Below are 21,861 nucleotides of genomic sequence, written 5' to 3' on the forward strand. Positions count from 1 at the left end.
CAAGATCTTACAACGTCGGATTAGCCAGCTCCGTCAGCAGCGGCTGCAAAATGCGTACGCTGTCGCGCGTGCGCTGATGGATGCGCCCCGGCAGCCAGTGGTCGATGTAATTCAGATTATCGCGCCCGGTCTGGTGGCGCACCGTACCCTCCGGAAAATGCGGTGAACGGGCGCGCTGCTGCTCACCGGCTTTATTGCCCAGCGCCCAGTTGGCTGCGGTAACGTCCAGCAGCGGAATCCCGGCTTTATCAAACGGATTAACGCCTGGGTAGTCGCGTGCGGTCAGCGCGTGACTGGCGGCCGTGATGCCGTAACGGTGCGCAATCTGCAGGGCGCGCGCGCTGGTCTGCTTGCGTACCGCCGCTGGCGTATTCATGCCGTTATTAAAGTAGAGGCGATCGCCAACGATCAGGCTATTCAGATCGATCACCAGCAGCGTATCTTTCTTCTCCTGCACGCTCATGCGCGCCAGATAATCATCCATACCGTGTAAACCGGCTTCGCCTGCGCTCAGTGCCACAAAGCGCACGCCATAGTGCAGCGGCGTTTGACTCAGCGCCTGCGCCAGCTCCAGCATCACGCCCAGCCCGGAAGCGTTATCGTCCACGCCCTGCAAACGCAGGCCGCCGAGATTATTGTCTGCCTCGTGCTGGCTGAGCGGCGTCCAGGTATCCAGATGGGTGACGATCAGAATCTCCTGCGGCACGCTGCCGGCGCGTGCGGCGATCACCGAGGTCGCCGTCACTTTATGGCGGCGCGTGATGCCCTGTTTCTCCAGCCAGTTATAGCTGGTATTAAACTGCCGGGTATTGCTCTGATAACCGAGCTGGGTGAACTGCTGCTGCAGATAATCTGCCGTCATCAGCTCGGCGGGGCTGCCGCTCATGCGGCCCGGGAAATAGGTGGCAATGTGGCGCAGCTGCTGTTCGGCAAAGTGGCCAGGGGCGATCGCTGCAGCCTGCGCCAAAAGAGGCAAACCGCCGGCAATCAGTGCTGCCAGCACGCTGCGGCGGAGAGTGGCAAACATAGTGGTTGTCCTTTTCTGACATCCCGTCAGGGTAAAAAAATTCTAAGTTAGTATGAAACTGTGACGCCGCCTGCACAATTTGTATCGCTCCGAAACACCAGCAATATCATTTGTTAAGCACAAATTGTTATCAGCAATCCCGGTGCGTTATTCCATTTGGTAACTACTCATGCTAATTCGTAATTTCATCTGCCAGAAGGCGGGGACGTATAGTCGCGTTAACTTATTGTAAAACTAACAAGGTTAACGTGGATTACTTGCCTCTCTTTGCCGATCTCAAAAGCCGTCCGGTGCTGGTGGTCGGCGGTGGCGAAATCGCTGCGCGTAAAATTGAGCTGCTGCGGCGTGCCGGTGCGCACGTGCGGGTAGCCGCGCGCGAGCTCGGCCATGAACTGCAGGCGCTGCGCGACATTAACGCCATCGAGTGGATTGCTCAGCACTTCGACGCGGCGCAGCTGGACGATGTTTTCCTCGTGATTGCCGCCACCGACGATAACGCCCTCAACGCGCAGGTATTTGATGCCGCTAATGCGCGCCACAAGCTGGTGAATGTGGTCGACGACCAGCCAAAATGCAGCTTTATCTTCCCGTCGATTGTTGACCGCTCACCGCTGGTAGTGGCGATCTCCTCGAGCGGCACCGCGCCGGTGCTGGCGCGTCTGCTGCGTGAAAAAATCGAAGCGCTGCTGCCCGCCAATCTCGGGCAGATGGCCGAAGTGGCCGGTCAGTGGCGCGACAAAGTCAAACAGCGTTACCACAAAATGTCTGACCGTCGTCGCTTCTGGGAGCGGGCTTTTAATGGCCTGTTTGCCAGCCAGATGGCGGCGGGTAACGTCAACGAGGCGCGCCGCACGCTCGATCGCGAACTGGAAAACACTTCCGATAATCAGGGTGAAATCACGCTGGTCGGTGCCGGCCCGGGCGACAGCGGTCTGCTGACGCTGCGCGGGCTGCAGGTGATGCAGCTGGCCGATGTGGTGCTGTATGACCATCTGGTCAGCGACGAGGTGCTGGAGCTGGTAAGACGCGATGCCGATCGTATCTGCGTCGGCAAACGCGCCGGCGCCCATTCGGTGCCGCAGGAAGAGACCAATCAGCTGCTGGTGACGCTGGCGCAGCAGGGCAAGCGCGTGGTGCGCCTGAAAGGCGGCGATCCGTTTATTTTTGGCCGCGGCGGCGAAGAGCTGCAGGCGGCGCAGGCGGCGGGCATTCCGTTCCAGGTGGTGCCGGGCATCACCGCGGCCGCGGGTGCTACCGCGTATGCCGGTATTCCGTTAACCCATCGCGATTATGCCCAGAGCGTGCTGTTTATTACCGGTCACTGCCGCGCCGACGGCGACGGTATCGACTGGCCGTCGCTGGCGCGCGCGCGTCAGACGCTGGCAATTTACATGGGCACGGTGAAAGCGGCGGAAATTGCCGCCGGGCTGATCGAACACGGTCGCGCGCCGTCAACGCCAGTGGCGGTGATTGGTCGCGGCACGCGCCAGGATCAACAGGTGCTGACCGGCACCTTAGCACAACTCGAGGCGCTGGCAGCTGCCGCGCCAACGCCAGCGCTATTAGTGATTGGCGAAGTGGTGAATCTGCACGGGCAACTTGCCTGGTTCCAACATTCGGCACAGCAGGGGGCTCGCGAGTCCGCCGTTGTCAATTTGGCTTGAGGAAAAATTATGGACCAAAATCGTCTCACTCATCTGCGCCAGCTGGAGGCAGAGAGTATCCATATCATCCGCGAGGTGGCGGCCGAGTTCAGCAATCCGGTGATGATGTACTCCATCGGTAAAGACTCCTCGGTGATGCTGCATCTGGCGCGCAAAGCCTTCTATCCGGGCACGCTGCCGTTTCCGCTGCTGCACGTTGATACCGGCTGGAAATTCCGTGAAATGTACGAGTTCCGCGATCGCACCGTGAAAGCGATGGGCGCAGAGCTGCTGGTGCACCGTAACCCGGAAGGCGTGGCGATGGGTATTAACCCGTTCGTGCACGGCAGCGCCAAACACACCGACATCATGAAAACCGAGGGTCTGAAGCAGGCGCTGAACAAATACGGTTTTGATGCGGCATTCGGTGGCGCACGCCGTGACGAAGAGAAGTCGCGCGCCAAAGAGCGTATCTATTCGTTCCGCGATCGTTTCCACCGCTGGGATCCGAAGAACCAGCGTCCGGAGCTGTGGCACAACTACAATGGCCAGATCAACAAAGGCGAAAGCATTCGCGTGTTCCCGCTCTCCAACTGGACCGAGCTGGATATCTGGCAGTACATCTTCCTAGAAAACATCGAAATCGTGCCGCTGTACCTGGCTGCACCGCGCCCGGTACTGGAGCGCGACGGCATGCTGATGATGATTGATGACGATCGTATCAACCTGCAGCCGGGAGAAGTGATTAAGCAGCGTATGGTGCGTTTCCGTACCCTCGGCTGCTGGCCGCTGACCGGCGCGGTGGAATCCGAGGCGCAGACGCTGCCGGAAATCATTGAAGAGATGCTGGTCTCCACCACCAGTGAACGTCAGGGGCGCGTGATTGACCGCGACCAGGCCGGTTCGATGGAACTGAAAAAACGTCAGGGTTATTTCTAAGGAGACGCCGATGAATACCGTTATTGCCCAACAGATTGCCGAGCAGGGCGGCGTTGAAGCCTGGCTGACCGCGCAACAACACAAAAGCCTGCTGCGTTTCCTCACCTGCGGCAGCGTCGACGACGGCAAAAGTACGCTGATTGGCCGTCTGCTGCACGATACGCGCCAGATTTATGAAGATCAGCTGTCGTCGCTGCACAATGACAGCAAACGCCACGGCACCCAGGGCGAGAAACTCGATCTGGCGCTGCTGGTCGATGGCCTGCAGGCCGAGCGCGAGCAGGGCATCACTATCGATGTGGCCTATCGCTATTTCTCCACCGAGAAGCGCAAGTTCATCATCGCCGACACGCCGGGGCACGAGCAGTACACCCGCAACATGGCGACCGGTGCCTCAACCTGCGATCTGGCGATCCTGCTGATCGATGCGCGCAAAGGCGTGCTGGATCAGACCCGTCGCCACAGCTTTATTGCCACGCTGCTGGGCATCAAACATCTGGTGGTGGCGATCAACAAGATGGATCTGGTGGCGTACAGCCAGGAGACCTTCGAGCAGATCAAACAGGATTACCTCGATTTTGCCGCGCAGCTGCCGGACGATCTTGATATCCGCTTTGTGCCGATGTCGGCGCTGGAAGGCGATAACGTCGCCACCCCGAGCGTAACCATGCCGTGGTACAGCGGCCCGACGTTGCTCGACGTGCTGGAAACGGTAGAGCTGAAGCGCGTGGTCGACACGCAGCCGATGCGCTTCCCGGTGCAGTATGTTAACCGGCCGAACCTCGACTTCCGTGGCTATGCCGGTACGCTGGCATCGGGCGTGGTCAGCGTCGGCCAGCGAGTGAAAGTGCTGCCGTCCGGTATGGAATCCAGCGTTGCGCGTATCGTCACCTTTGACGGCGACCTGCAGCAGGCGGCCGCCGGTGAGGCGATTACCCTGGTGCTGAACGATGAGATCGACATCAGCCGTGGCGATCTGCTGGTGGATGCCGCAGCCGATTTGCAGGCGGTGCAGTCCGCGACCGTCGACGTGGTGTGGATGGCGGAACAGCCGCTGCAGCCGGGACAAAGCTATGAAGTGAAAATTGCCGGCAAGAAAGCGCGTGGCCGCGTCGAAAAGATTCTCCATCAGGTGGAGATCAATACGCTGGAAAAACGCGCGGTCGACAGCCTGCCGCTCAACGGCATCGGTCTGGTAGAAGTGACGTTTGATGAACCGATGGTGCTGGATGCTTACCAGCAGAACCCGGTGACCGGCGGCATGATCTTTATCGATCGCCTGAGCAACGTGACCGTCGGCGCTGGCATGATCCATCAGCCGCTGAGCGCCGCGCGCAGTCAGGCTGGCCAGTACAGTGATTTCGAGCTGGAGCTGAACGCGCTGGTGCGCCGTCACTTCCCGCACTGGAACGCGCGCGACCTGCTGGGCGGTCAGTAATGGCGCAGCACGACGAAAACGTGGTGTGGCATGACCACCCGGTCACGCGCACTGAGCGCGAACAGCAGCACGGCCATCGTGGCGTGGTGCTGTGGTTTACCGGGCTCTCTGGCTCGGGTAAATCTACCGTGGCCGGTGCGCTGGAGCAGGCGCTGCACCGGCTGGGCGTCAGCACCTATCTGCTGGACGGCGACAATGTGCGTCACGGCCTGTGCCGCGATCTCGGTTTCAGCGATGACGACCGCAAAGAGAATATCCGGCGCGTGGGCGAAGTGGCGAAACTGATGGTGGATGCCGGACTGGTGGTGCTGACGGCGTTCATTTCGCCGCACCGCGCCGAGCGCCAGATGGTGCGCAATCTGCTCGGTGACGGGCAGTTTATCGAGGTGTTCGTCGATACGCCGCTGGCGGTGTGCGAAGCGCGCGATCCGAAAGGCTTGTATAAAAAAGCCCGTGCCGGCGAGCTACGTAACTTCACCGGTATCGACAGCGTTTACGAGGCGCCGGACGCGCCGGAAATCCAGCTGGATGGTGAACAATTGGTTACAAAACTGACCGGCCAATTGTTAGACCTGCTGCGCCACCACGATATCATCAGATCCTGAACCGACAGCGGCAAATCTCACGGTTTGCCGCGCTTTAGCGTCAACAGGATCTCTATGCAGAACGTTACCCCCATGCTGGCACGCAAAGATGAACGCACCCCGGATGAGCCACGCTCATCGTTGCCGGGCGGCGTGATCGGCTTTCTCTCGTACTGGTGTGCGCTGGGCATCCCGTTTCTGCTGTACGGCTCTAACACGCTGTTTTTCTTTCTCTACACCTGGCCTTTTTTCCTTGCGCTGCTGCCGGTTTCGGTGCTGATTGGCATCGTGCTCAGCCTGATGCTGCGTGGCCGGCTGTGGTGGAGCGGCCTGATCACCGCCCTGGTGGTGGTGTGCCTGTTCTGGCTGCTGTTCTCCTTTCTCTCCGGCTGGTAATCCGGCGCTGATGTGCAAACGCATCGGCAGGTTACAAAACTTTACCTGCCGTCCGGCGCTTTCCCCGTCATTATTTGTCCAGACAAATCTGCTTGCGCGCCATTTTCGCTGCCGCAGTGGAGTCCGGCGTCAAGTTATGGGATGATTGAGCCGTTTTTCAGGGGGCGGGGATGGGAAAACTGACGTTACTGCTGCTCGTGCTGCTGGGATGGTTGCAATACTCTCTGTGGCTGGGCAAGAACGGTATCCATGATTACACGCGCGTCAGCGAAGACGTGGCGTCACAACAGGCGAATAACGCCAAACTCAAAGCGCGTAACGATCAGCTGTTTGCCGAAATTGACGATCTCAATGGCGGTTCAGAGGCGATTGAGGAACGCGCACGCAGCGAGCTGGGCATGATCAGGCCTGGCGAGACTTTCTATCGTCTGGTGCCAGACCAAAACAAACGTAATGCGCAACAAGCGGCGCAGAATCAACAACGATAAACCATGAATCAGCTCTCTTCCTCTGCGGATGTGATTGCCGTGGTGCCGGCTGCCGGTATCGGCAGCCGCATGCAGGCCGCCTGTCCGAAGCAGTATCTCACCATCGGTCCGTTAACCCTGCTCGAGCACAGCGTGGCGCGCCTGCTGGCGCATCCGGCGGTAAAGCAGGTGGTGGTGCCAGTCAGCCCGGATGACGGCTGGTTCGATAGCCTGCCGCTGGCGCAGGATGCCCGCGTACTGCGCGTCACCGGCGGCGAAACCCGCGCCGAGTCGGTGCTGGCCGGATTACAGACCATCCGCCACAGCGCCTGGGTGCTGGTGCACGACGCGGCGCGTCCGTGCCTGCATCCCGATGATTTAGCGCGTTTGCTGGCGGTGCGTGAGCACAGCAAAGTCGGCGCGATTCTGGCGGCACCGGTGCGCGACACCATGAAGCGCGCGGAGCCTGGCAAAGGTGCCATTGCGCATACCGTTGAACGCGATGACTTATGGCATGCGCTGACGCCGCAGTTTTTCCCGCATGCGCTGCTGACCGCCTGCCTGACGCGCGCGCTCAATGAAGGCGCGACCATCACCGATGAAGCCTCGGCACTGGAATATTGCGGTTATCATCCTGAGCTGGTCAGCGGACGCAGCGACAATATTAAGGTAACGCGGCCGGAAGATCTGGCGCTGGCGGCCTTCTATCTCACTCAGATTCAGTTAAAGGAGCACGCATGATGCGTATCGGTCACGGTTTTGACGTGCACGCGTTTGGCGGCGAAGGCCCGCTGGTGATTGGCGGGGTGCGTATTCCCTTCGAACAGGGCTTTATTGCGCATTCCGACGGCGATGTGGCGCTGCATGCGCTGACCGACGCGCTGCTGGGCGCGGTGGCGATGGGCGACATCGGCAAACTGTTCCCGGATACCGATCCGGCATTCAAAGGCGCCGACAGCCGCGGTTTGCTGCGCGAAGCCTGGCGCCGCATCCAGCAGAAGGGCTACCGCATCGGCAACGTTGATGTCACCATTATCGCTCAGGCACCGAAAATGCTGCCGCACGTGCCGCAGATGCGCGTCAACATCGCCGAAGATCTCGGTTGCCACATGGATGATGTCAACGTCAAAGCCACCACCACCGAGAAGCTGGGCTTCACCGGTCGCGGTGAAGGCATTGCCTGCGAAGCCGTGGCGTTGCTGGTGAAGGCCGATCGGGCATGAGTGAGCTGCTCTACCTGCACGGCGTGCCCGCTGCCACCGGGGTAATCAAAGCCAGTCCCGAAGATTTCGTGGTAATTGAAGATCTCGGCTATCCCTATGATGGCGAAGGCGAGCAGCTGCTGGTGCGCATCCGTAAAATTGGCTGCAACACGCGTTTTGTCGCTGAGGCGATCGCCAAATTCCTCGGCGTGCATCAGCGCGATCTCAGTTATGCCGGCATGAAAGATCGCCACGCGGTCACCGAGCAGACGCTGTGCTTCCGCGTGCCGGGCACGGCGATGCCCAACCTTGCCGGCTTCCAGCTGGAAGGCGTAGAGATCCTGCAGGTGATTCGCCACAAGCGTAAACTGCGCACCGGCGCGCTGGCGGGCAATGCGTTTCGTCTGGTGGTACGTCAGGTTTCCGATCGCGCGCAGGTGGAATCGCGGCTGCAGCAGATTCAGCAGCAGGGCGTGCCCAACTACTTTGGCGAACAGCGCTTTGGCCGCGGCGGCAATAACCTGACGCAGGCGCGCCTGTGGGCAGAGGAGAAATTCCGTCCACGCGACCGCAGTATGAAAGGCATTCTGCTGTCGGCGGCGCGCAGCCAGCTGTTCAATCAGCTGACCAGCGCGCGCCTGCAGCGTGAAGGTGCGCTGGACCGCGTGCAGCCCGGCGATGCGCTGCAGCTCAGCGGGCGCGGCAGCTGGTTTGTTGCCCGGGCGGACGAGTTACCTGCGCTGCAACAGCGTGTGGATAACCACGAGCTGCGCATCACCGCACCGCTGGCCGGACGCGGCGAGCTGGGCACTCAGGGCGAAACGCTGGCGTTTGAACAGCAGCAACTGGCGGGCGCGGCCGATCTGCTCGGCCTGCTGGAGCGTGAACGCGTCGATGCCGCGCGGCGCGCCATGCTGGTGGTGCCGAAAGATCTGCAGTGGAACTGGTGGGATGACGTCACGCTCGAGCTGCAGTTCTGGCTGCCGGCCGGCAGTTTTGCCACCAGCGTAGTGCGTGAGCTGCTGAGCAACGGCGCGGCGGCCCCGCTCGGCGACGAATAAGCGAACCCGGCGACGATGAGCAAAAATCTCACCATCAAGGATATTGCCGTACTCGCCGGTGTGTCGATTACCACCGTCTCGCGCGTGCTCAATAAGCATGCGTGGGTGTCGGAAAAAACCCGCACGCGGGTGGAACAGGTGATCGCCGAGCATCAGTTCAGCCCCAACCTGATGGCGCGCGGCATGATATCGCGCCAGAGCTATACGCTCGCGGTGATCGTCTCTGATATTACCAATCCGTACTTCGTCACGCTGGTGGCGCAGATTCAGCAGGCCTGTCTGGCCATCGGCTATAAAATCACCCTGTACGATACCCAGTCCGCCAACCGCAATGCGCAAAACGCCGATGACGAAAGCGCGATCTTTCAGTCGATTATCGACAGCCAGATCGATGGGGTGATCGTGCTCGGCGGTCACAGCGACTATGCGCCGATTCCATCCGGCTACCTGACGCTGCTGGAATCGCTGATGGACAAAATGGCGGTCGTGGTGGTGGGGCAGCCGCATCCTGCTGGCCGCTGGCCGTGCGTGATGCGCGACCAGCAGCACTGCGTTGAGCTGGCGGTGAATCATCTGCTGGATCGCGGCCTACGTGATATCGCGTTCATTGGCGGTTCGCGTAAAGTGTGGGTCACGCGCGAGCGCGTCAGTCATTTTCACGCCACGCTGCAGCAGGCTGGCATTACGCCGCGCGACAGCTGGATCTGCCTGAATAACTTCTATCCCGAACACGGCTATCAGGCCGTGGAGACGCTGTGGCAGCAGGCAGAACTGCCGCAGGCGCTGGTGGCAATCAACGATCGCGTGGCGATGGGCGCGATCCGTGCGCTACGCGATCGCGGTATTGAGGTGCCTGCGCAGGTGGCGGTGATCAGCTGCGAGCGCTTTCCCGGCAGCGAATATTTTATCCCGCGCCTGACCAGCGTCGATCACCAGAATCCGCAGCTGGGGCAAAGCATTATCACCATGATGATGGCGCAGCTGGACGGCAGCTTAAGCCCGGATGCGCGCTGCAGCGCACCGCTAAAGCCGGTATTGATCCCCGGCGAATCCGCCTGATCTTCTCCCCTTAAACGTTCCGCCTGCTTTCGTTGCGCTTTGTTAGCGCGATCGCAATTTCACGATCCTCACGTTGACTTAATATGCGCCATTAAATAAGTTGGCTCACAACCTGAAAACGTTTTCAGGTTGGCGGGAAAACAGTTTAAGGAGCGGTAATGAAACCCACCATGATGACCTACATCCACCAGCAACCCGAGGTGCTGAGCCATCTGCTGGCGTGCTATCCGCAGGGATTACCGGTGCTGGGCAAGGCGAAAACAGTGCTGATTCTGGCCACCGGCTCCAGCATCAACGCCGCGCTCAGCGCCAAATATTACGTTGAGCAACTGACCGGCGTACGCATCAGCGTGCAGGAGCCGTTCCATTTTCAGCACTACGAGCAGTGGGATCCGGCGACCGATCTGGTGATCGCGATTTCACAGAGCGGCGAGAGCACTTCGACGCTGGCAGCGATCGACGCGCTGAAAAAACAGCACGGCGTGGCAACCTGGGGCATCACCAGCAAAATCACCAGTCCGCTGGCCCAGGCGGTGGATCACGCCGTAGACATCATGAACGGCGAGGAGCGCGTCGGTTATGTCACTAAAGGCTATGTCGCCACGATTCTGACGCTGATGCTGATTGGCGTGCACAGCGCGCGCCACAGCGGTCGCCTCAGCGCAGAGCAGGAACAACATGCGCTGGCGCAACTGCAGCACGGCGTTGACGCGATTCCGGACATCATCGCCCGCACCGAACGCTTCTGGCAGCGCTGGCAGGACGATCTCAGCGCCGCGCCGCGCTTTATCTCGATTGGCTTTGGACCGGCGATTGGCGTGATCAAAGAGATGGAGACCAAATTCAGCGAAACGGTGCGCGTGCCGTCGCAGGGCATTGAACTGGAAGCGTTTATGCATGGCCCCTATTTCGAAATCAATCCGCAGCACCGGCTGTTCTTTATCGACGTCGAGGCGCCGGTGCGCGAACGCCTGCAGCTGCTGCGCCAGTATGAGCAGCGCGTGACGCCGCACGTCTGGAGTCTGTGTCTCGGGGAAAGTGATGATGCGCGCACGCTGGCACTCGGCGTGGAGGTCAGCGAATGGATAGCGCCGCTGCTGATGGTGATTCCGTTCCAGATCCTCGCGCATCACATCGCTGAAGCCAAAGGCAACAATCTGCCGCAGCGCATATTCACTGATTTTGGCGTGGCGATGAAGAGCAAAACCAAACCGGGTGATTACGACTAACGCCGGGCGCGAGCCATAAGGATAACAACAATGAAACTCGATTACGTGAAGCTGGCGCAGGCCATCAGGGAACAGGTCGGCGGCGACGATAATATCAGCCATATTTCACACTGCGCCACGCGGCTGCGGCTGACGATAAACGATCTGGCCAGTGTCGATATGCCGGCCATCAGTAGCCTGCCGGGCGTCATCCGCGTGGTGAACGCGTCCGGGCAGCTGCAGATTGTGGTCGGGCCGCAGGTCGAACAGCTGTATCAGGCGATGCAGCAGGGCGCAGCGCCGGTGGCCGAACCGGTGAAGCCCGGCAAAGACGAGCGCGGCGTCGCGGGTAAAATGCTGGCCACGCTCGGCGCTATCTTTACGCCCTACATTGGCGTACTGGCCGGCATCGGTGTGATCAAAGGCATCATGGTGCTGCTGCAGACGCAGGGCTGGGTGGCGGACGATGACCTGCTGTTCGCCATGTTCAACGCGCTGGCCAGCGGGGTGTTTGTCTTTCTGCCGCTGTTTATTGCGGTTACCGCGGCAGACCGTTTCGGTGCCAGCCGTTTCACCGCGCTGGCGCTGACGGCGGCGATGGTGTTTCCGCTGACCCAGCCGGATCTGCCGGCGCACTTCGCGCTGTTCGGCCTGAGCATCAGCCTGAAGATTTACGGTGGCGCGGTGATTCCGGCGATTCTGGCGGTACTGCTACTGAGCAAGGTTGAGCGCCGGCTGAAACAGTGGATCCCCGAGGTGGCAGCGCTGGTATTTGTGCCGTGCCTGTCGCTGCTGATTTGCGGCTTTGTGGTGTTCACGGTGATTGGCCCGCTGGCGGATTACGTTGGCGTCGGCATCGCCAGCGGCTACAGCTGGCTCTATCAGCTCAGCCCGATGATCTCCGGCGCACTGCTGGCGGGCATTGGTCAGCTATTTGTGGTGTTTGGTGTGCACTGGGGCATCATCCCGCTGGCGCTGATCAATATTCAGGTGCAGGGCTACGACACCATCATGGCGATGTTTATGTCGGCGGTGATGGGGCAGTTTGGCGCGGTTACCGGCGCGATCTTCATCGCCCGCAGCCTGCGCGACCGGCAGATTGCAATCTCGGCGTCGCTGTCAGCGTTCTTTGGCATCACCGAACCGGCGCTGTACGGCGTCAATCTCAAGTACCGCATGCTGTTTATCTTCGGCTGCATCGGCGCGGCGCTCGGCGGTGGCATCACCGGGCTGCTGCAGGTGAAAACCTACAGTTTCCTGCCGGTGCTGAACGTGTTTGAACTTGGCCTGTTCGAAGGCCCTGAGTCGAAGATGATCTATGAAGTGGCGGCAATTGCCGTGGCTTTCCTCACCCCATTCATTCTGACGCTGATTTACGGCCGCTGGACGCTGCGCAGCGTGAATAAAACCGGCGCCTGATGCGCTGATTCGTTAACACCAAAACAGGGAAATCGCATGCGGCTGCTTCGCAGGGCCGCGTGCACCTTAAGGAAAGGTCATGAACACATTCACCAGGAGAAAAAAGGCAGCGCTGCTGCCGCTGGCCACCCTGATGCTGGGCGCGGCACCGTCGGCGCTGGCGGAAGGATTTGTTGAAGACAGCACGCTGGAGGGCACCGTCTATTACTGGCAGCGCCACCGTGAGCGTAAAGATCTCGATCCGCACAGCGCGCACTATCAGCACTATCAGACCAACCTGCATCACAGCACGCTGACCGGCGCGCTCGATTATCAGTCCGGCTATCTGGCCGATACCGTGGGCATTGATGTGGCGGCCTTCGCCACCTGGGATCTGTTTGAAGGCAGTCCGGCGCATCCCAACGAGATCAGCTTCAGTCACGGGCCTTCGATGTGGGAAGACCGTGGCGTCGGCGAACGTAACGGGCTGGATCTCTACCGTGCCGCGCTGAAACTCAAAGCCGGCGACTACTGGCTGCGGGCCGGTTATATCCAGCCGAGCGGTCAGACGCTGCTTGGCACCCAATGGGGATTTCTGCCCGGCACCTACCAGGGCGTGGAAGTCGGGGCAGTCTATGACTATGGCGCTGCCGGCGCGCTGTCACTGTCGTGGATGGGTGCCAACAAGTACAAAGCACCGTGGTATCGCAAAATGTATGAGTTTCGCGAAATCGACCGGCAAACACGCATTCCTTATCTGCACTCGCTGGGCGCGAAGTATGACTTCAAAAACGGCAACACGCTGGAGCTGGCGTGGGGGGAATCTCCGCATTATCTCGACAAATATTTCGCCAAAGCGGCACGTCAGACCACGCTGTGGGATAACCCGTTCAGCGTCAGCTGGCAGTTCTACGGCTCGCAGGATCGTACCGGTCGCCATGATGTTTACGATGAGTTTGCCTGGCAGCAGGGCCTGACGCTGGCGTACCAGTGGAATCGCTACCAGTTCCGGCTGGAGGGCAGCGCGGTGCACGCACCGGGGAAACAGGGTTACTACACCGTGGCGATGACGCCGATCTATCCCAACTCCGCGGGCCGCATCGATATGTGGTGGGATTCGCGCTCTGACTTCAACGCCGACGGCGAAAAAGCGCTGTTCGCGGGCCTGATGATCGATCTCAGCGACATCGTCTGGCCGGGCGTCAGCATCGGTGGTTCATTCGCCTGGGGCTGGGACGGCAAACCGGCGCGCGGCGGCGACTGGTCGCAGCAGCAGCGCCTGACGGAAACCGCCATCAACGGCGATCTGGTGTGGCAGGTGCAATCCGGCTGGGCCAAAGACACGGTATTTAAGCTGCATCTCACCGCCTACAACAACCATAGCGATAATCCCAGCTGGGGCGGCGGCTATGGCAACGTTTTCCAGGATGAAAAGGACGTCAAATTCATGATGATTGCCCCTTTTAGCCTGTTCAATCACTCACGACACTAAGGATGATGACCATGAGGATTCGCTTCTCCGCGCTGACCGCAGCGCTGTTACTGGCCGGGCTGGCGCACGCCGAAACCCACGTTTTAATCAATCAGGTCGGCTACGATGTTGCCGCGCCGAAAAACGCCATCGTGCAGCTGACCGGCGACTCGCGCGCTAAGCCGCCGGTGAAATTTACCCTACTGGATAATGAGACCAATAAAGCGGTGCTGAGCGGCACGCTGCAGCCGCAGGGTGACGTGCCGGGCTGGGGCGATCGCACCTTCTATCGTGCCGATTTCTCCGGCTGGCAAACACCGGGCCGCTACGTGCTGCAAACCACCAGCAGCGACGGCGATGTGCGCTCCGGGCCGTTCATTATTGGTGCCGATCTGCTCGAGCGCTATACATTGTCCGATGTGATTGCCTATTTCAAAAGCCAGCGCGTCACCGGCCTGTTCGATAAGGCGGACCGCAAACTGCCGCTGCCACCGGGCACCGGCAGCGGTACGGTTGACGTCCACGGCGGCTGGTATGACGCCACCGGCGATTACGGCGTGCACCTGTCGCACCAGAATCTGACCTCTTATTTCAATCCGCAGCAGGCGCCGCTGGTGGCGTGGAGTTTACTGCGCGGTTATCAAAATCTTGGTGCGCGTGACAACCCGAACTTTGATGAGTATCGCCGGCGCATGCTCGACGAAGGGCTGTACGGTGCCGATTTCCTGGTGCGCATGAAGCGGCCGGGGGAATCCTTCTTCCAGGCGATCTCATCGCCGGGCAAAGAGAAGCTGGCTCAGGACCGGGTGATCGCCAATCCCAACTGGCGCACGCAGATCAAAGAGAAGGAGTCAGATTCCACCATTGTTGAAGAAGAGGCGGTCGGCCCGCTGGCGTGGCAGGCCAGCTTCCGCTCCGGTGCCGGCATGTCAATTGCCGCGCTGGCGCTGGCCAGCACCATGGAGAATGACGGCAACTTCACGCGGCAGCAGTATCTGCAAACCGCAGAAGATGCCTTTGCCTTCCTGCAGAAAAATAACCTGCTCATGGTGAATGACGGTAAAGAGAACATCGTGGATGATTACACCGCGCTACTGGCGGCAACCGAACTGTATCGTGCCTCGCAAAAAGCGGTCTATCTGGCTGCGGCGCAGCAGCGTGCGGAGAGCCTGATGGCGCGACTGACGTCGCTGGATAACTGGCATGACTACTGGCGTGCCGACGGCGAAAAACGCCCGTTCTTCCATCCGTCCGATGCCGGTCTGCCGGTGATTGCGCTGCTGGAGTACGCGCGCATCGCGCCGCAGGCGCAGCAGGCGAACATCCGCCAGACGGTAAAACGCTCGCTGGGCTTTGAACTGGCGGTGACTAAAGAGAGCAATAACCCGTTTGGCTATGCGCGCCAGCTGATTCAGCTGAAAGACGGCGTGAAGCGCACCAGCTTCTTCTTCCCGCACGACAGCGAAGCTGCGCCGTGGTGGCAGGGCGAAAACGCGCGTATCGCCTCGCTGGCCGCCGCCGCCCGTCAGGCGATGCCGCTGTTTGCGGACGATAAAGCGTTTACGCAGCAATTGCAGAGCTATGCCTGGGATCAGCTCAACTGGATCCTCGGTCATAATCCGTACGACGTCAGCATGCTGACCGGCAGCGGCTATCGTCACATCAGCTATCTGTTCTTCAATTCGTGGAAATACACCACGCTGCCGGGCGGTATCGTCAACGGCATCACCGGCGCGTCGAATCAGGTGGCAGACGGTATCGCCTTTGACGAAGGTTATGCGGTCACACGGAAGGATGACGACTGGCGCTGGGCGGAAGGCTGGCTGCCGCACTCGGCCTGGTATCTGTATGCGGTGAGCTTACCGGATCGTCACTGAGGTGATAAATCAGCCCGGCTTTTCGCCGGGCTTTTTACTGGGTGCCATTGCGTTTGACTGCTTATTGTTGCGACAACTGCCGACGGTTGCGTGATTTACGCCTACCACTTCCCGCGCCTCACCGCTAGAATGCAAACATCCTTGTGCCGCCAGCGCAGGACCTCTTGCGCCGCTGAAGGCGCAAAACGGGCGCGGCGGTCGGTGGACCGGTTAATGAAAAAGGTCAGAATCAGATGCGGATACGGCTCAGCAACGATGATGGAATTCAGACTCCCGGCATTGGCGTGTTCCCTGGCGTGAAGACATTACGACAGGTTGATCCTGGCGCCGGCGCGGCGCGGAAGAGGGCAGGCGACGGGCTGTACCAGGCTGAGGTGAACCCGGCATGGTAAACCGGCGCATCGAAACGCTTCTGGCCCAACTGCGCACGCAGGGTATTCACGATGAGCATCTGCTGAAAGCCATCGCTGATGTCCCGCGTGAACGCTTTATTGACGAGGCTTTTGAACATAAAGCCTGGGAGAATGTGGCGCTGCCGATTGGCAACGGCCAGACCATTTCTCAGCCTTATATGGTGGCGCGCATGACGGCGCTGCTGGAGCTGAACCCGACTTCGCGCGTGCTGGAAATTGGCACCGGTTCGGGTTATCAGACCGCCATTCTCGCGCATCTGGTTAACCACGTTTACTCGGTTGAACGCATCAAAGGGCTGCAGTGGCAGGCGAAACGCCGCCTGAAGCAGCTCGATCTGCATAACATTTCCACACGCCACGGCGACGGCTGGCAGGGCTGGGCCGCGCGGGGGCCGTTTGATGCCATTATTGTGACTGCCGCACCGCCAGAAATTCCGACTGCGCTGATAGCGCAACTGGGAGAAGGCGGCAAAATGGTGCTGCCGGTGGGTGAGGACCAGCAGGTACTTAAGCGCCTGCGTCGTCAGGGTGGTGAAATCATTGAAGAAACGATTGAGCCGGTGCGCTTTGTGCCGCTGGTTCAGGGCGATCTGGCATAAAGCCATCTTACGTATTTCTTCACAATCGTTACATGGCATGGCGCAGTTGATATTGTTACTATCCTTGTTAATCAATGCGAAAGCGCGTTTTTGACGGCACAGATAGTGAATCATGCGGTCAACGTCGACACACAGTTTTATCCAGGATTGCCATCACGGGGGATCAATGAGCACGGGAAGCACAGTATTTCAATTACGCCGTCTGGCGGCACTTTCACTGGTCGGTTTTTGGCTGGCAGGCTGTAGCTCTGGCGACAACACACAAGCCCCCATCAGCCAGATTGGCAGCAACAGCGGTGATAGCGGTATGGCTGCAGCTCCCACCACAGGCGGCGGCATGATCGCCGCGCAGAACAGCACCGTGCCGGCGATGCCGCGTGGTGGAATGTTAAGCGGTGGTACACCATCAGCCGCGCCTGCAGGTGGAATGGTTAGTGGCAATAATAATGTGACCACCGAAAATGGTCGTATTGTGTACAATCGCAATTATGGGAATATTCCTAAAGGCAGCTACGGCGGTGAAACCTACACCGTTAAGCGAGGCGATACGCTGTTCTATATTGCCTGGATTACCGGCAATGATTTCCGCGATCTGGCACAGCGCAATAATATCGCGGCGCCCTATAGCCTGAGCGCCGGGCAGACGTTACAGGTGGGTAACGGTAACGGTCAGACCATCACCGGTGGTAACGCGATAACCGCAGCGGATGCCACGCAGGGCGGCGTTCCGGTGGCATCGAATCAGACGCAAATTAAATCCACCCCTGTTGCACAGCAACCTGTTATTACGTATTCTGATGATTCGGGTTCGACAGGCGGGAAAATGCTGCCGTCGAAAGGGGCAAATAATGTGGCAACGACCACAGCTCCGGTTACCGCACCGCCCACAGTTAGCAGCACAACTAATAGCACAACACCAGTGGGAAGCTGGCGTTGGCCGACTGATGGGAAGATCATCGATAACTTCTCCGCTGCGGAAGGCGGAAACAAAGGGATCGATATCGCCGGGTCGCGTGGACAACCTGTCGTCGCCACTGCATCAGGAAGAGTGGTATACGCAGGCAACGCGCTCCGCGGGTACGGTAATTTAATCATCATCAAACACAACGATGATTACCTGAGTGCCTACGCCCACAACGATACCATGCTGGTCCGGGAACAACAGGAAGTTAAGGCGGGGCAAAAAATCGCTACCATGGGTAGCACCGGAACCAGTTCAGTAAGATTGCACTTTGAAATTCGTTACAAGGGGAAATCCGTAAACCCGTTGCGTTATTTACCGCAGCGATAATCCGGCAGAACCTTAGGTGTTCTGCCCTTGGATCACGGGTAGGAGCCGCTTATGAGCCAGAATACGCTGAAAGTTAATGAGTTACACGATGATGCGGAATTCGAGGAGAACGGAGCTGAGGTTTTTGATGAGAAGGCTCTCGTTGAGAACGAACCTGGTGATAATGAAGTAGCTGAAGAAGAGTTGCTGTCACAGGGTGCGACGCAACGCGTTCTGGATGCGACGCAGCTTTACCTCGGCGAGATTGGTTATTCACCACTGTTAACGGCGGAAGAAGAGGTGTTCTTCGCCCGTCGCGCATTACGCGGTGACATTCCTTCTCGTCGTCGCATGATCGAAAGTAACTTACGCCTGGTGGTAAAGATTGCCCGTCGTTATAGCAATCGTGGTCTGGCGCTGCTGGATCTGATTGAAGAGGGGAATCTCGGCCTGATTCGCGCCGTAGAGAAGTTTGACCCGGAACGCGGGTTCCGCTTCTCAACTTATGCCACCTGGTGGATTCGTCAGACCATTGAACGGGCTATCATGAACCAAACCCGTACTATTCGTCTGCCGATTCACATTGTTAAAGAGCTGAACGTTTACCTGCGTACCGCGCGTGAACTGTCGCATAAGCTGGACCATGAGCCGAGTGCGGAAGAGATCGCCGAGCAGCTGGACAAGCCAGTTGACGACGTAAGCCGTATGTTGCGTCTCAACGAGCGCATTACGTCGGTTGATACGCCGTTAGGCGGTGATTCCGAGAAAGCGCTGCTGGATATCCTGGCCGATGAGAAAGACAACGGTCCGGAAGACACCACGCAGGACGATGATATGAAACAGAGCATCGTTAAGTGGTTGTTTGAACTCAATGCCAAGCAGCGTGAAGTGCTGGCACGTCGTTTCGGCCTGTTAGGCTATGAAGCGGCAACGCTGGAAGATGTGGGCCGCGAAATCGGTTTAACCCGTGAGCGTGTCCGTCAGATTCAGGTAGAAGGTCTGCGTCGTCTGCGCGAAATTCTGCAGACGCAGGGTCTGAATATCGAAGCACTGTTCCGCGAATAAGCCGTAGCTGGCAATAAAAACGGTGACCATAAGGTCACCGTTTTTTTATGCCTGTCATTCAGGCCAGCGCGCGCCGCGCACGCGCCGGTGGCAGGTTACATCAGGGTTTTCAGACGGTAAATCCACTCCAGCGCCTGTTTGGGCGTCAGGCTGTCCGGATCGAGCGCTTCCAGCGCTTCCACTGCCGGCGAGGTTTCCGCCACCAGCAGCGGCAGCTGTGAGCCCTCCACCGTTGAGCCGGCAGAACTGCCCGACAGCGCTTCCAGCTCTTTTAACTTGTGGCGCGCACGCTTAATCACCTCTTTCGGCACACCGGCCAGCGCCGCCACGGCCAGGCCGTAGCTCTTGCTCGCGGCGCCATCCTGCACGCTGTGCATAAAGGCGATGGTGTCACCGTGTTCCACCGCATCAAGATGCACATTCACCACGCCTTCCATTTTCTCCGGCAGGGTCGTGAGCTCGAAGTAGTGGGTGGCAAACAGCGTCATGGCTTTGATGCGATTCGCCAGGCTTTCGGCACAGGCCCAGGCGAGCGACAGGCCATCATAAGTGGACGTCCCGCGGCCGATTTCGTCCATCAGCACCAGGCTGTTTTCGGTGGCGTTATGCAGAATGTTGGCGGTCTCGGTCATCTCGACCATAAAGGTAGAGCGACCGGAGGCGAGATCGTCGGCGGCACCGACACGGGTAAAGATACGATCAATGGGGCCGATCACCGTCTCTTCCGCCGGCACATAGCTGCCGATCCAGGCCATCAGTGCAATCAGGGCCGTCTGCCGCATGTAAGTACTCTTACCGCCCATGTTGGGGCCGGTAATGATCAGCATGCGACGCTGCATCGAAAGCGACAGCGGGTTAGCAATGAACGGCTCTTTCAGCACCTGTTCCACCACCGGATGGCGACCGGTGGTGATGCGAATCCCGGCTTTCTCCTGCAGCACCGGGCGGCAATAGTTGAGCGTCCAGGCGCGCTCGGCCAGGTTGGCCAGTACGTCCAGTTCTGCCAGCGCCGCGGCGCTCTGCTGCAGCGCTTCGAGGTGCGGCAGCAGGCGATCGAACAGCTCGTCATACAGGCTCTTTTCCAGCGCCAGCGCTTTACCTTTCGACGTAAGGACCTTGTCTTCGTACTCTTTCAGTTCGGGAATGATATAGCGCTCGGCATTTTTCAGCGTCTGGCGGCGGACGTAATGGATAGGCACCAGATGGCTCTGTCCGCGACTGACCTGGATGTAATAGCCGTGCACAGCGTTGAAGCCAACCTTCAGCGTATCCAGCCCCAGTTTTTCGCGCTCGCGAATCTCCAGGCGGTCAAGGTAATCGCTGGCGCCATCGGCCAGCGCGCGCCACTCGTCCAGCTCGGCGTTATAGCCGGGCGCGATAACACCACCGTCGCGCACCAGCACTGGCGGCGATTCAATAATGGCGCTTTCCAGCAGTTCGCGCAGTTCGCTGAAATCCCCCATCCGATCGCGCAGCGCGTTGAGATGGGGCGCGGCCACGCCCGCTAACTGGGTATTGAGTTCTGGTAATTGCTGGAAGGCATGACGCATGCGTGCCAGATCGCGCGGACGCGCGGTGCGCAGCGCCAGACGTGCCAGAATACGCTCCAGATCGCCCACCTGGCGCAGCACCGGTTGCAGTTCTTCGCTCAGCGACTGCAGTTCGGCAATTGATTCCTGGCGGCGCGTGATGGTGGCCACGTCGCGCAGCGGCATATGCAGCCAGCGCTTCAGCATGCGGCTACCCATCGGCGTGACGGTTTTATCCAGTACCGCCGCGAGCGTATTTTCGCTGCCGCCCGCCAGATTCTGGGTGATTTCCAGATTGCGCCGGGTAGCCGCATCCATAATGACGCTGTCCTGCTGGCGCTCCATACTCAGCGAGCGAATATGCGGCAGCGAGGTGCGCTGCGTATCTTTGACATACTGCAGCAGACAGCCCGCCGCGCGCAGCGCCAGATGCGCCTGCTCGACGCCAAAGCCGCTGAGATCGCGCGTGCCAAACTGCAGGTTGAGCTGCTGGCGTGCGGTGTCGATTTCGAATTCCCACAGCGGACGCCGCCGCAGTCCGCGGCGCTGATCAATCAGCGTCATGGCCTGCAAATCCTCCGGATAGAGCAACTCTGCCGGATTGGTGCGCTGCAGTTCGGCCGCCATGGTCTCGACATCGCCCGGCTCGCTAAGGCGGAAACGCCCGGAGCTGATATCCAGCGTGGCATAGCCAAAACCGCGCTGGCTCTGGAAGATGGCTGCCAGCAGGTTATCCTGGCGCTCCTGCAGTAACGCTTCATCACTGATGGTGCCGGGCGTTACGATGCGCACCACTTTACGCTCAACCGGACCTTTGCTGAGTGCCGGATCGCCAATCTGTTCACAGATCGCCACCGATTCGCCCAGCTGCACCAGCTTCGCCAGATAGCCCTCAACGGCATGATAGGGCACGCCGGCCATCGGGATCGGTTCACCGGCGGACGCACCGCGTTTGGTCAGCGAGATCTCCAGCAGCTGCGAGGCGCGTCTGGCATCGTCGTAGAACAGCTCATAGAAATCGCCCATGCGATAAAACAGCAGGATGTCAGGATGATCGGCCTTCAGGCGCAGGTATTGCTGCATCATGGGGGTGTGGCCACTGAAGTCCATTTGCTCTGCTCCTTTCATCTCATTCTCACTCAGGATTCACTCTTTTGATTTCCGCTGGCTGGACAGGGGCAGCCGGGGATGGATGGTTATCACACTGGCGGATAA

Annotated in this window: 19 protein-coding genes; 17 read left to right on the plus strand and 2 right to left on the minus strand. The window is 59.4% G+C overall.

Annotated features, from left to right (window positions below; all coding sequences use genetic code 11):
- Positions 1 to 7: 7 nt before the first annotated feature.
- Positions 8 to 1,027, minus strand: a complete 1,020-nt coding sequence (locus AC6I8P_RS04370; RefSeq protein ID WP_498031016.1) for an aminopeptidase — start codon at positions 1,025 to 1,027, stop codon at positions 8 to 10.
- A gap of 248 nt (positions 1,028 to 1,275) precedes the next feature.
- Here AC6I8P_RS04370 and cysG point away from each other — a divergent pair, with 248 nt between their 5' ends.
- The 17 genes from cysG to rpoS all read left to right on the plus strand — a co-directional run bounded on the left by cysG (position 1,276) and on the right by rpoS (position 19,117).
- A complete protein-coding gene (gene cysG / locus AC6I8P_RS04375; protein WP_059010912.1) occupies positions 1,276 to 2,691 on the plus strand; it encodes a siroheme synthase CysG in 1,416 nt (471 codons plus the stop codon).
- A gap of 9 nt (positions 2,692 to 2,700) precedes the next feature.
- Positions 2,701 to 3,609, plus strand: a complete 909-nt coding sequence (cysD, locus tag AC6I8P_RS04380; RefSeq protein WP_021507354.1) for a sulfate adenylyltransferase subunit CysD — start codon at positions 2,701 to 2,703, stop codon at positions 3,607 to 3,609.
- Positions 3,610 to 3,619: 10 nt separating this feature from the next.
- The gene (gene cysN, locus AC6I8P_RS04385) at positions 3,620 to 5,047 is read left to right on the plus strand and encodes a sulfate adenylyltransferase subunit CysN (RefSeq protein WP_498031017.1); all 1,428 of its coding nucleotides are present in this window, start codon (positions 3,620 to 3,622) and stop codon (positions 5,045 to 5,047) included.
- On the plus strand, positions 5,047 to 5,652 hold the full coding sequence (gene cysC / locus AC6I8P_RS04390; RefSeq protein WP_152390524.1) for an adenylyl-sulfate kinase: 606 nt from the start codon (positions 5,047 to 5,049) through the stop codon (positions 5,650 to 5,652). The genes cysN and cysC overlap by 1 nt, the downstream gene beginning before the upstream one ends.
- Positions 5,653 to 5,706: 54 nt before the next feature.
- Entirely contained in the window at positions 5,707 to 6,027 is a 321-nt protein-coding gene (locus AC6I8P_RS04395) for a DUF3561 family protein (protein WP_021507351.1), read from the plus strand.
- A 170-nt stretch (positions 6,028 to 6,197) separates the two neighbouring features.
- Positions 6,198 to 6,515: a cell division protein FtsB gene (gene ftsB / locus AC6I8P_RS04400; protein WP_021507350.1), complete on the plus strand. Its 318-nt coding sequence runs from the start codon at positions 6,198 to 6,200 to the stop codon at positions 6,513 to 6,515.
- A gap of 3 nt (positions 6,516 to 6,518) precedes the next feature.
- Positions 6,519 to 7,235, plus strand: coding sequence for a 2-C-methyl-D-erythritol 4-phosphate cytidylyltransferase (ispD, locus tag AC6I8P_RS04405; RefSeq protein WP_021507349.1), 717 nt, complete (start codon positions 6,519 to 6,521; stop codon positions 7,233 to 7,235).
- Positions 7,235 to 7,717: a 2-C-methyl-D-erythritol 2,4-cyclodiphosphate synthase gene (gene ispF, locus AC6I8P_RS04410; RefSeq protein ID WP_031279680.1), complete on the plus strand. Its 483-nt coding sequence runs from the start codon at positions 7,235 to 7,237 to the stop codon at positions 7,715 to 7,717. Before ispD ends, ispF begins: the two co-directional genes overlap by 1 nt.
- The gene (gene truD / locus AC6I8P_RS04415) at positions 7,714 to 8,757 is read left to right on the plus strand and encodes a tRNA pseudouridine(13) synthase TruD (protein WP_394515926.1); all 1,044 of its coding nucleotides are present in this window, start codon (positions 7,714 to 7,716) and stop codon (positions 8,755 to 8,757) included. The genes ispF and truD overlap by 4 nt, the downstream gene beginning before the upstream one ends.
- A 15-nt stretch (positions 8,758 to 8,772) precedes the next feature.
- The gene (locus tag AC6I8P_RS04420; RefSeq protein WP_421039741.1) at positions 8,773 to 9,816 is read left to right on the plus strand and encodes a LacI family DNA-binding transcriptional regulator; all 1,044 of its coding nucleotides are present in this window, start codon (positions 8,773 to 8,775) and stop codon (positions 9,814 to 9,816) included.
- Positions 9,817 to 9,974: 158 nt separating this feature from the next.
- Positions 9,975 to 11,045: an SIS domain-containing protein gene (locus tag AC6I8P_RS04425; RefSeq protein ID WP_421039740.1), complete on the plus strand. Its 1,071-nt coding sequence runs from the start codon at positions 9,975 to 9,977 to the stop codon at positions 11,043 to 11,045.
- A gap of 30 nt (positions 11,046 to 11,075) precedes the next feature.
- Positions 11,076 to 12,443 carry a PTS transporter subunit EIIC gene (locus tag AC6I8P_RS04430; protein ID WP_059010923.1) on the plus strand — a complete coding sequence of 456 codons (1,368 nt, stop codon included), beginning with the start codon at positions 11,076 to 11,078 and terminating at the stop codon, positions 12,441 to 12,443.
- Between the two features lie 79 nt (positions 12,444 to 12,522).
- Entirely contained in the window at positions 12,523 to 13,914 is a 1,392-nt protein-coding gene (locus AC6I8P_RS04435) for an OprD family outer membrane porin (RefSeq protein WP_394515929.1), read from the plus strand.
- A gap of 11 nt (positions 13,915 to 13,925) precedes the next feature.
- On the plus strand, positions 13,926 to 15,770 hold the full coding sequence (locus tag AC6I8P_RS04440; RefSeq protein WP_211726591.1) for a glycoside hydrolase family 9 protein: 1,845 nt from the start codon (positions 13,926 to 13,928) through the stop codon (positions 15,768 to 15,770).
- 385 nt (positions 15,771 to 16,155) lie between these two features.
- The gene (locus tag AC6I8P_RS04445) at positions 16,156 to 16,782 is read left to right on the plus strand and encodes a protein-L-isoaspartate(D-aspartate) O-methyltransferase (protein ID WP_021507341.1); all 627 of its coding nucleotides are present in this window, start codon (positions 16,156 to 16,158) and stop codon (positions 16,780 to 16,782) included.
- A gap of 166 nt (positions 16,783 to 16,948) precedes the next feature.
- Positions 16,949 to 18,073, plus strand: coding sequence for a murein hydrolase activator NlpD (gene nlpD / locus AC6I8P_RS04450; RefSeq protein WP_058776000.1), 1,125 nt, complete (start codon positions 16,949 to 16,951; stop codon positions 18,071 to 18,073).
- 51 nt (positions 18,074 to 18,124) lie between these two features.
- Complete coding sequence (rpoS, locus tag AC6I8P_RS04455; RefSeq protein ID WP_021507339.1) at positions 18,125 to 19,117, plus strand: RNA polymerase sigma factor RpoS; 993 nt, start codon at positions 18,125 to 18,127, stop codon at positions 19,115 to 19,117.
- A gap of 95 nt (positions 19,118 to 19,212) precedes the next feature.
- On the opposite strand, the gene mutS is transcribed toward rpoS, so the two are convergent.
- Positions 19,213 to 21,756 (minus strand): DNA mismatch repair protein MutS, encoded by a 2,544-nt coding sequence (mutS, locus tag AC6I8P_RS04460; protein ID WP_498031154.1) that lies wholly within the window; start codon positions 21,754 to 21,756, stop codon positions 19,213 to 19,215.
- Positions 21,757 to 21,861 lie beyond the last annotated feature (105 nt).

The sequence above is a fragment of the gamma proteobacterium symbiont of Lampromicra miyakona genome (assembly GCF_059730895.1).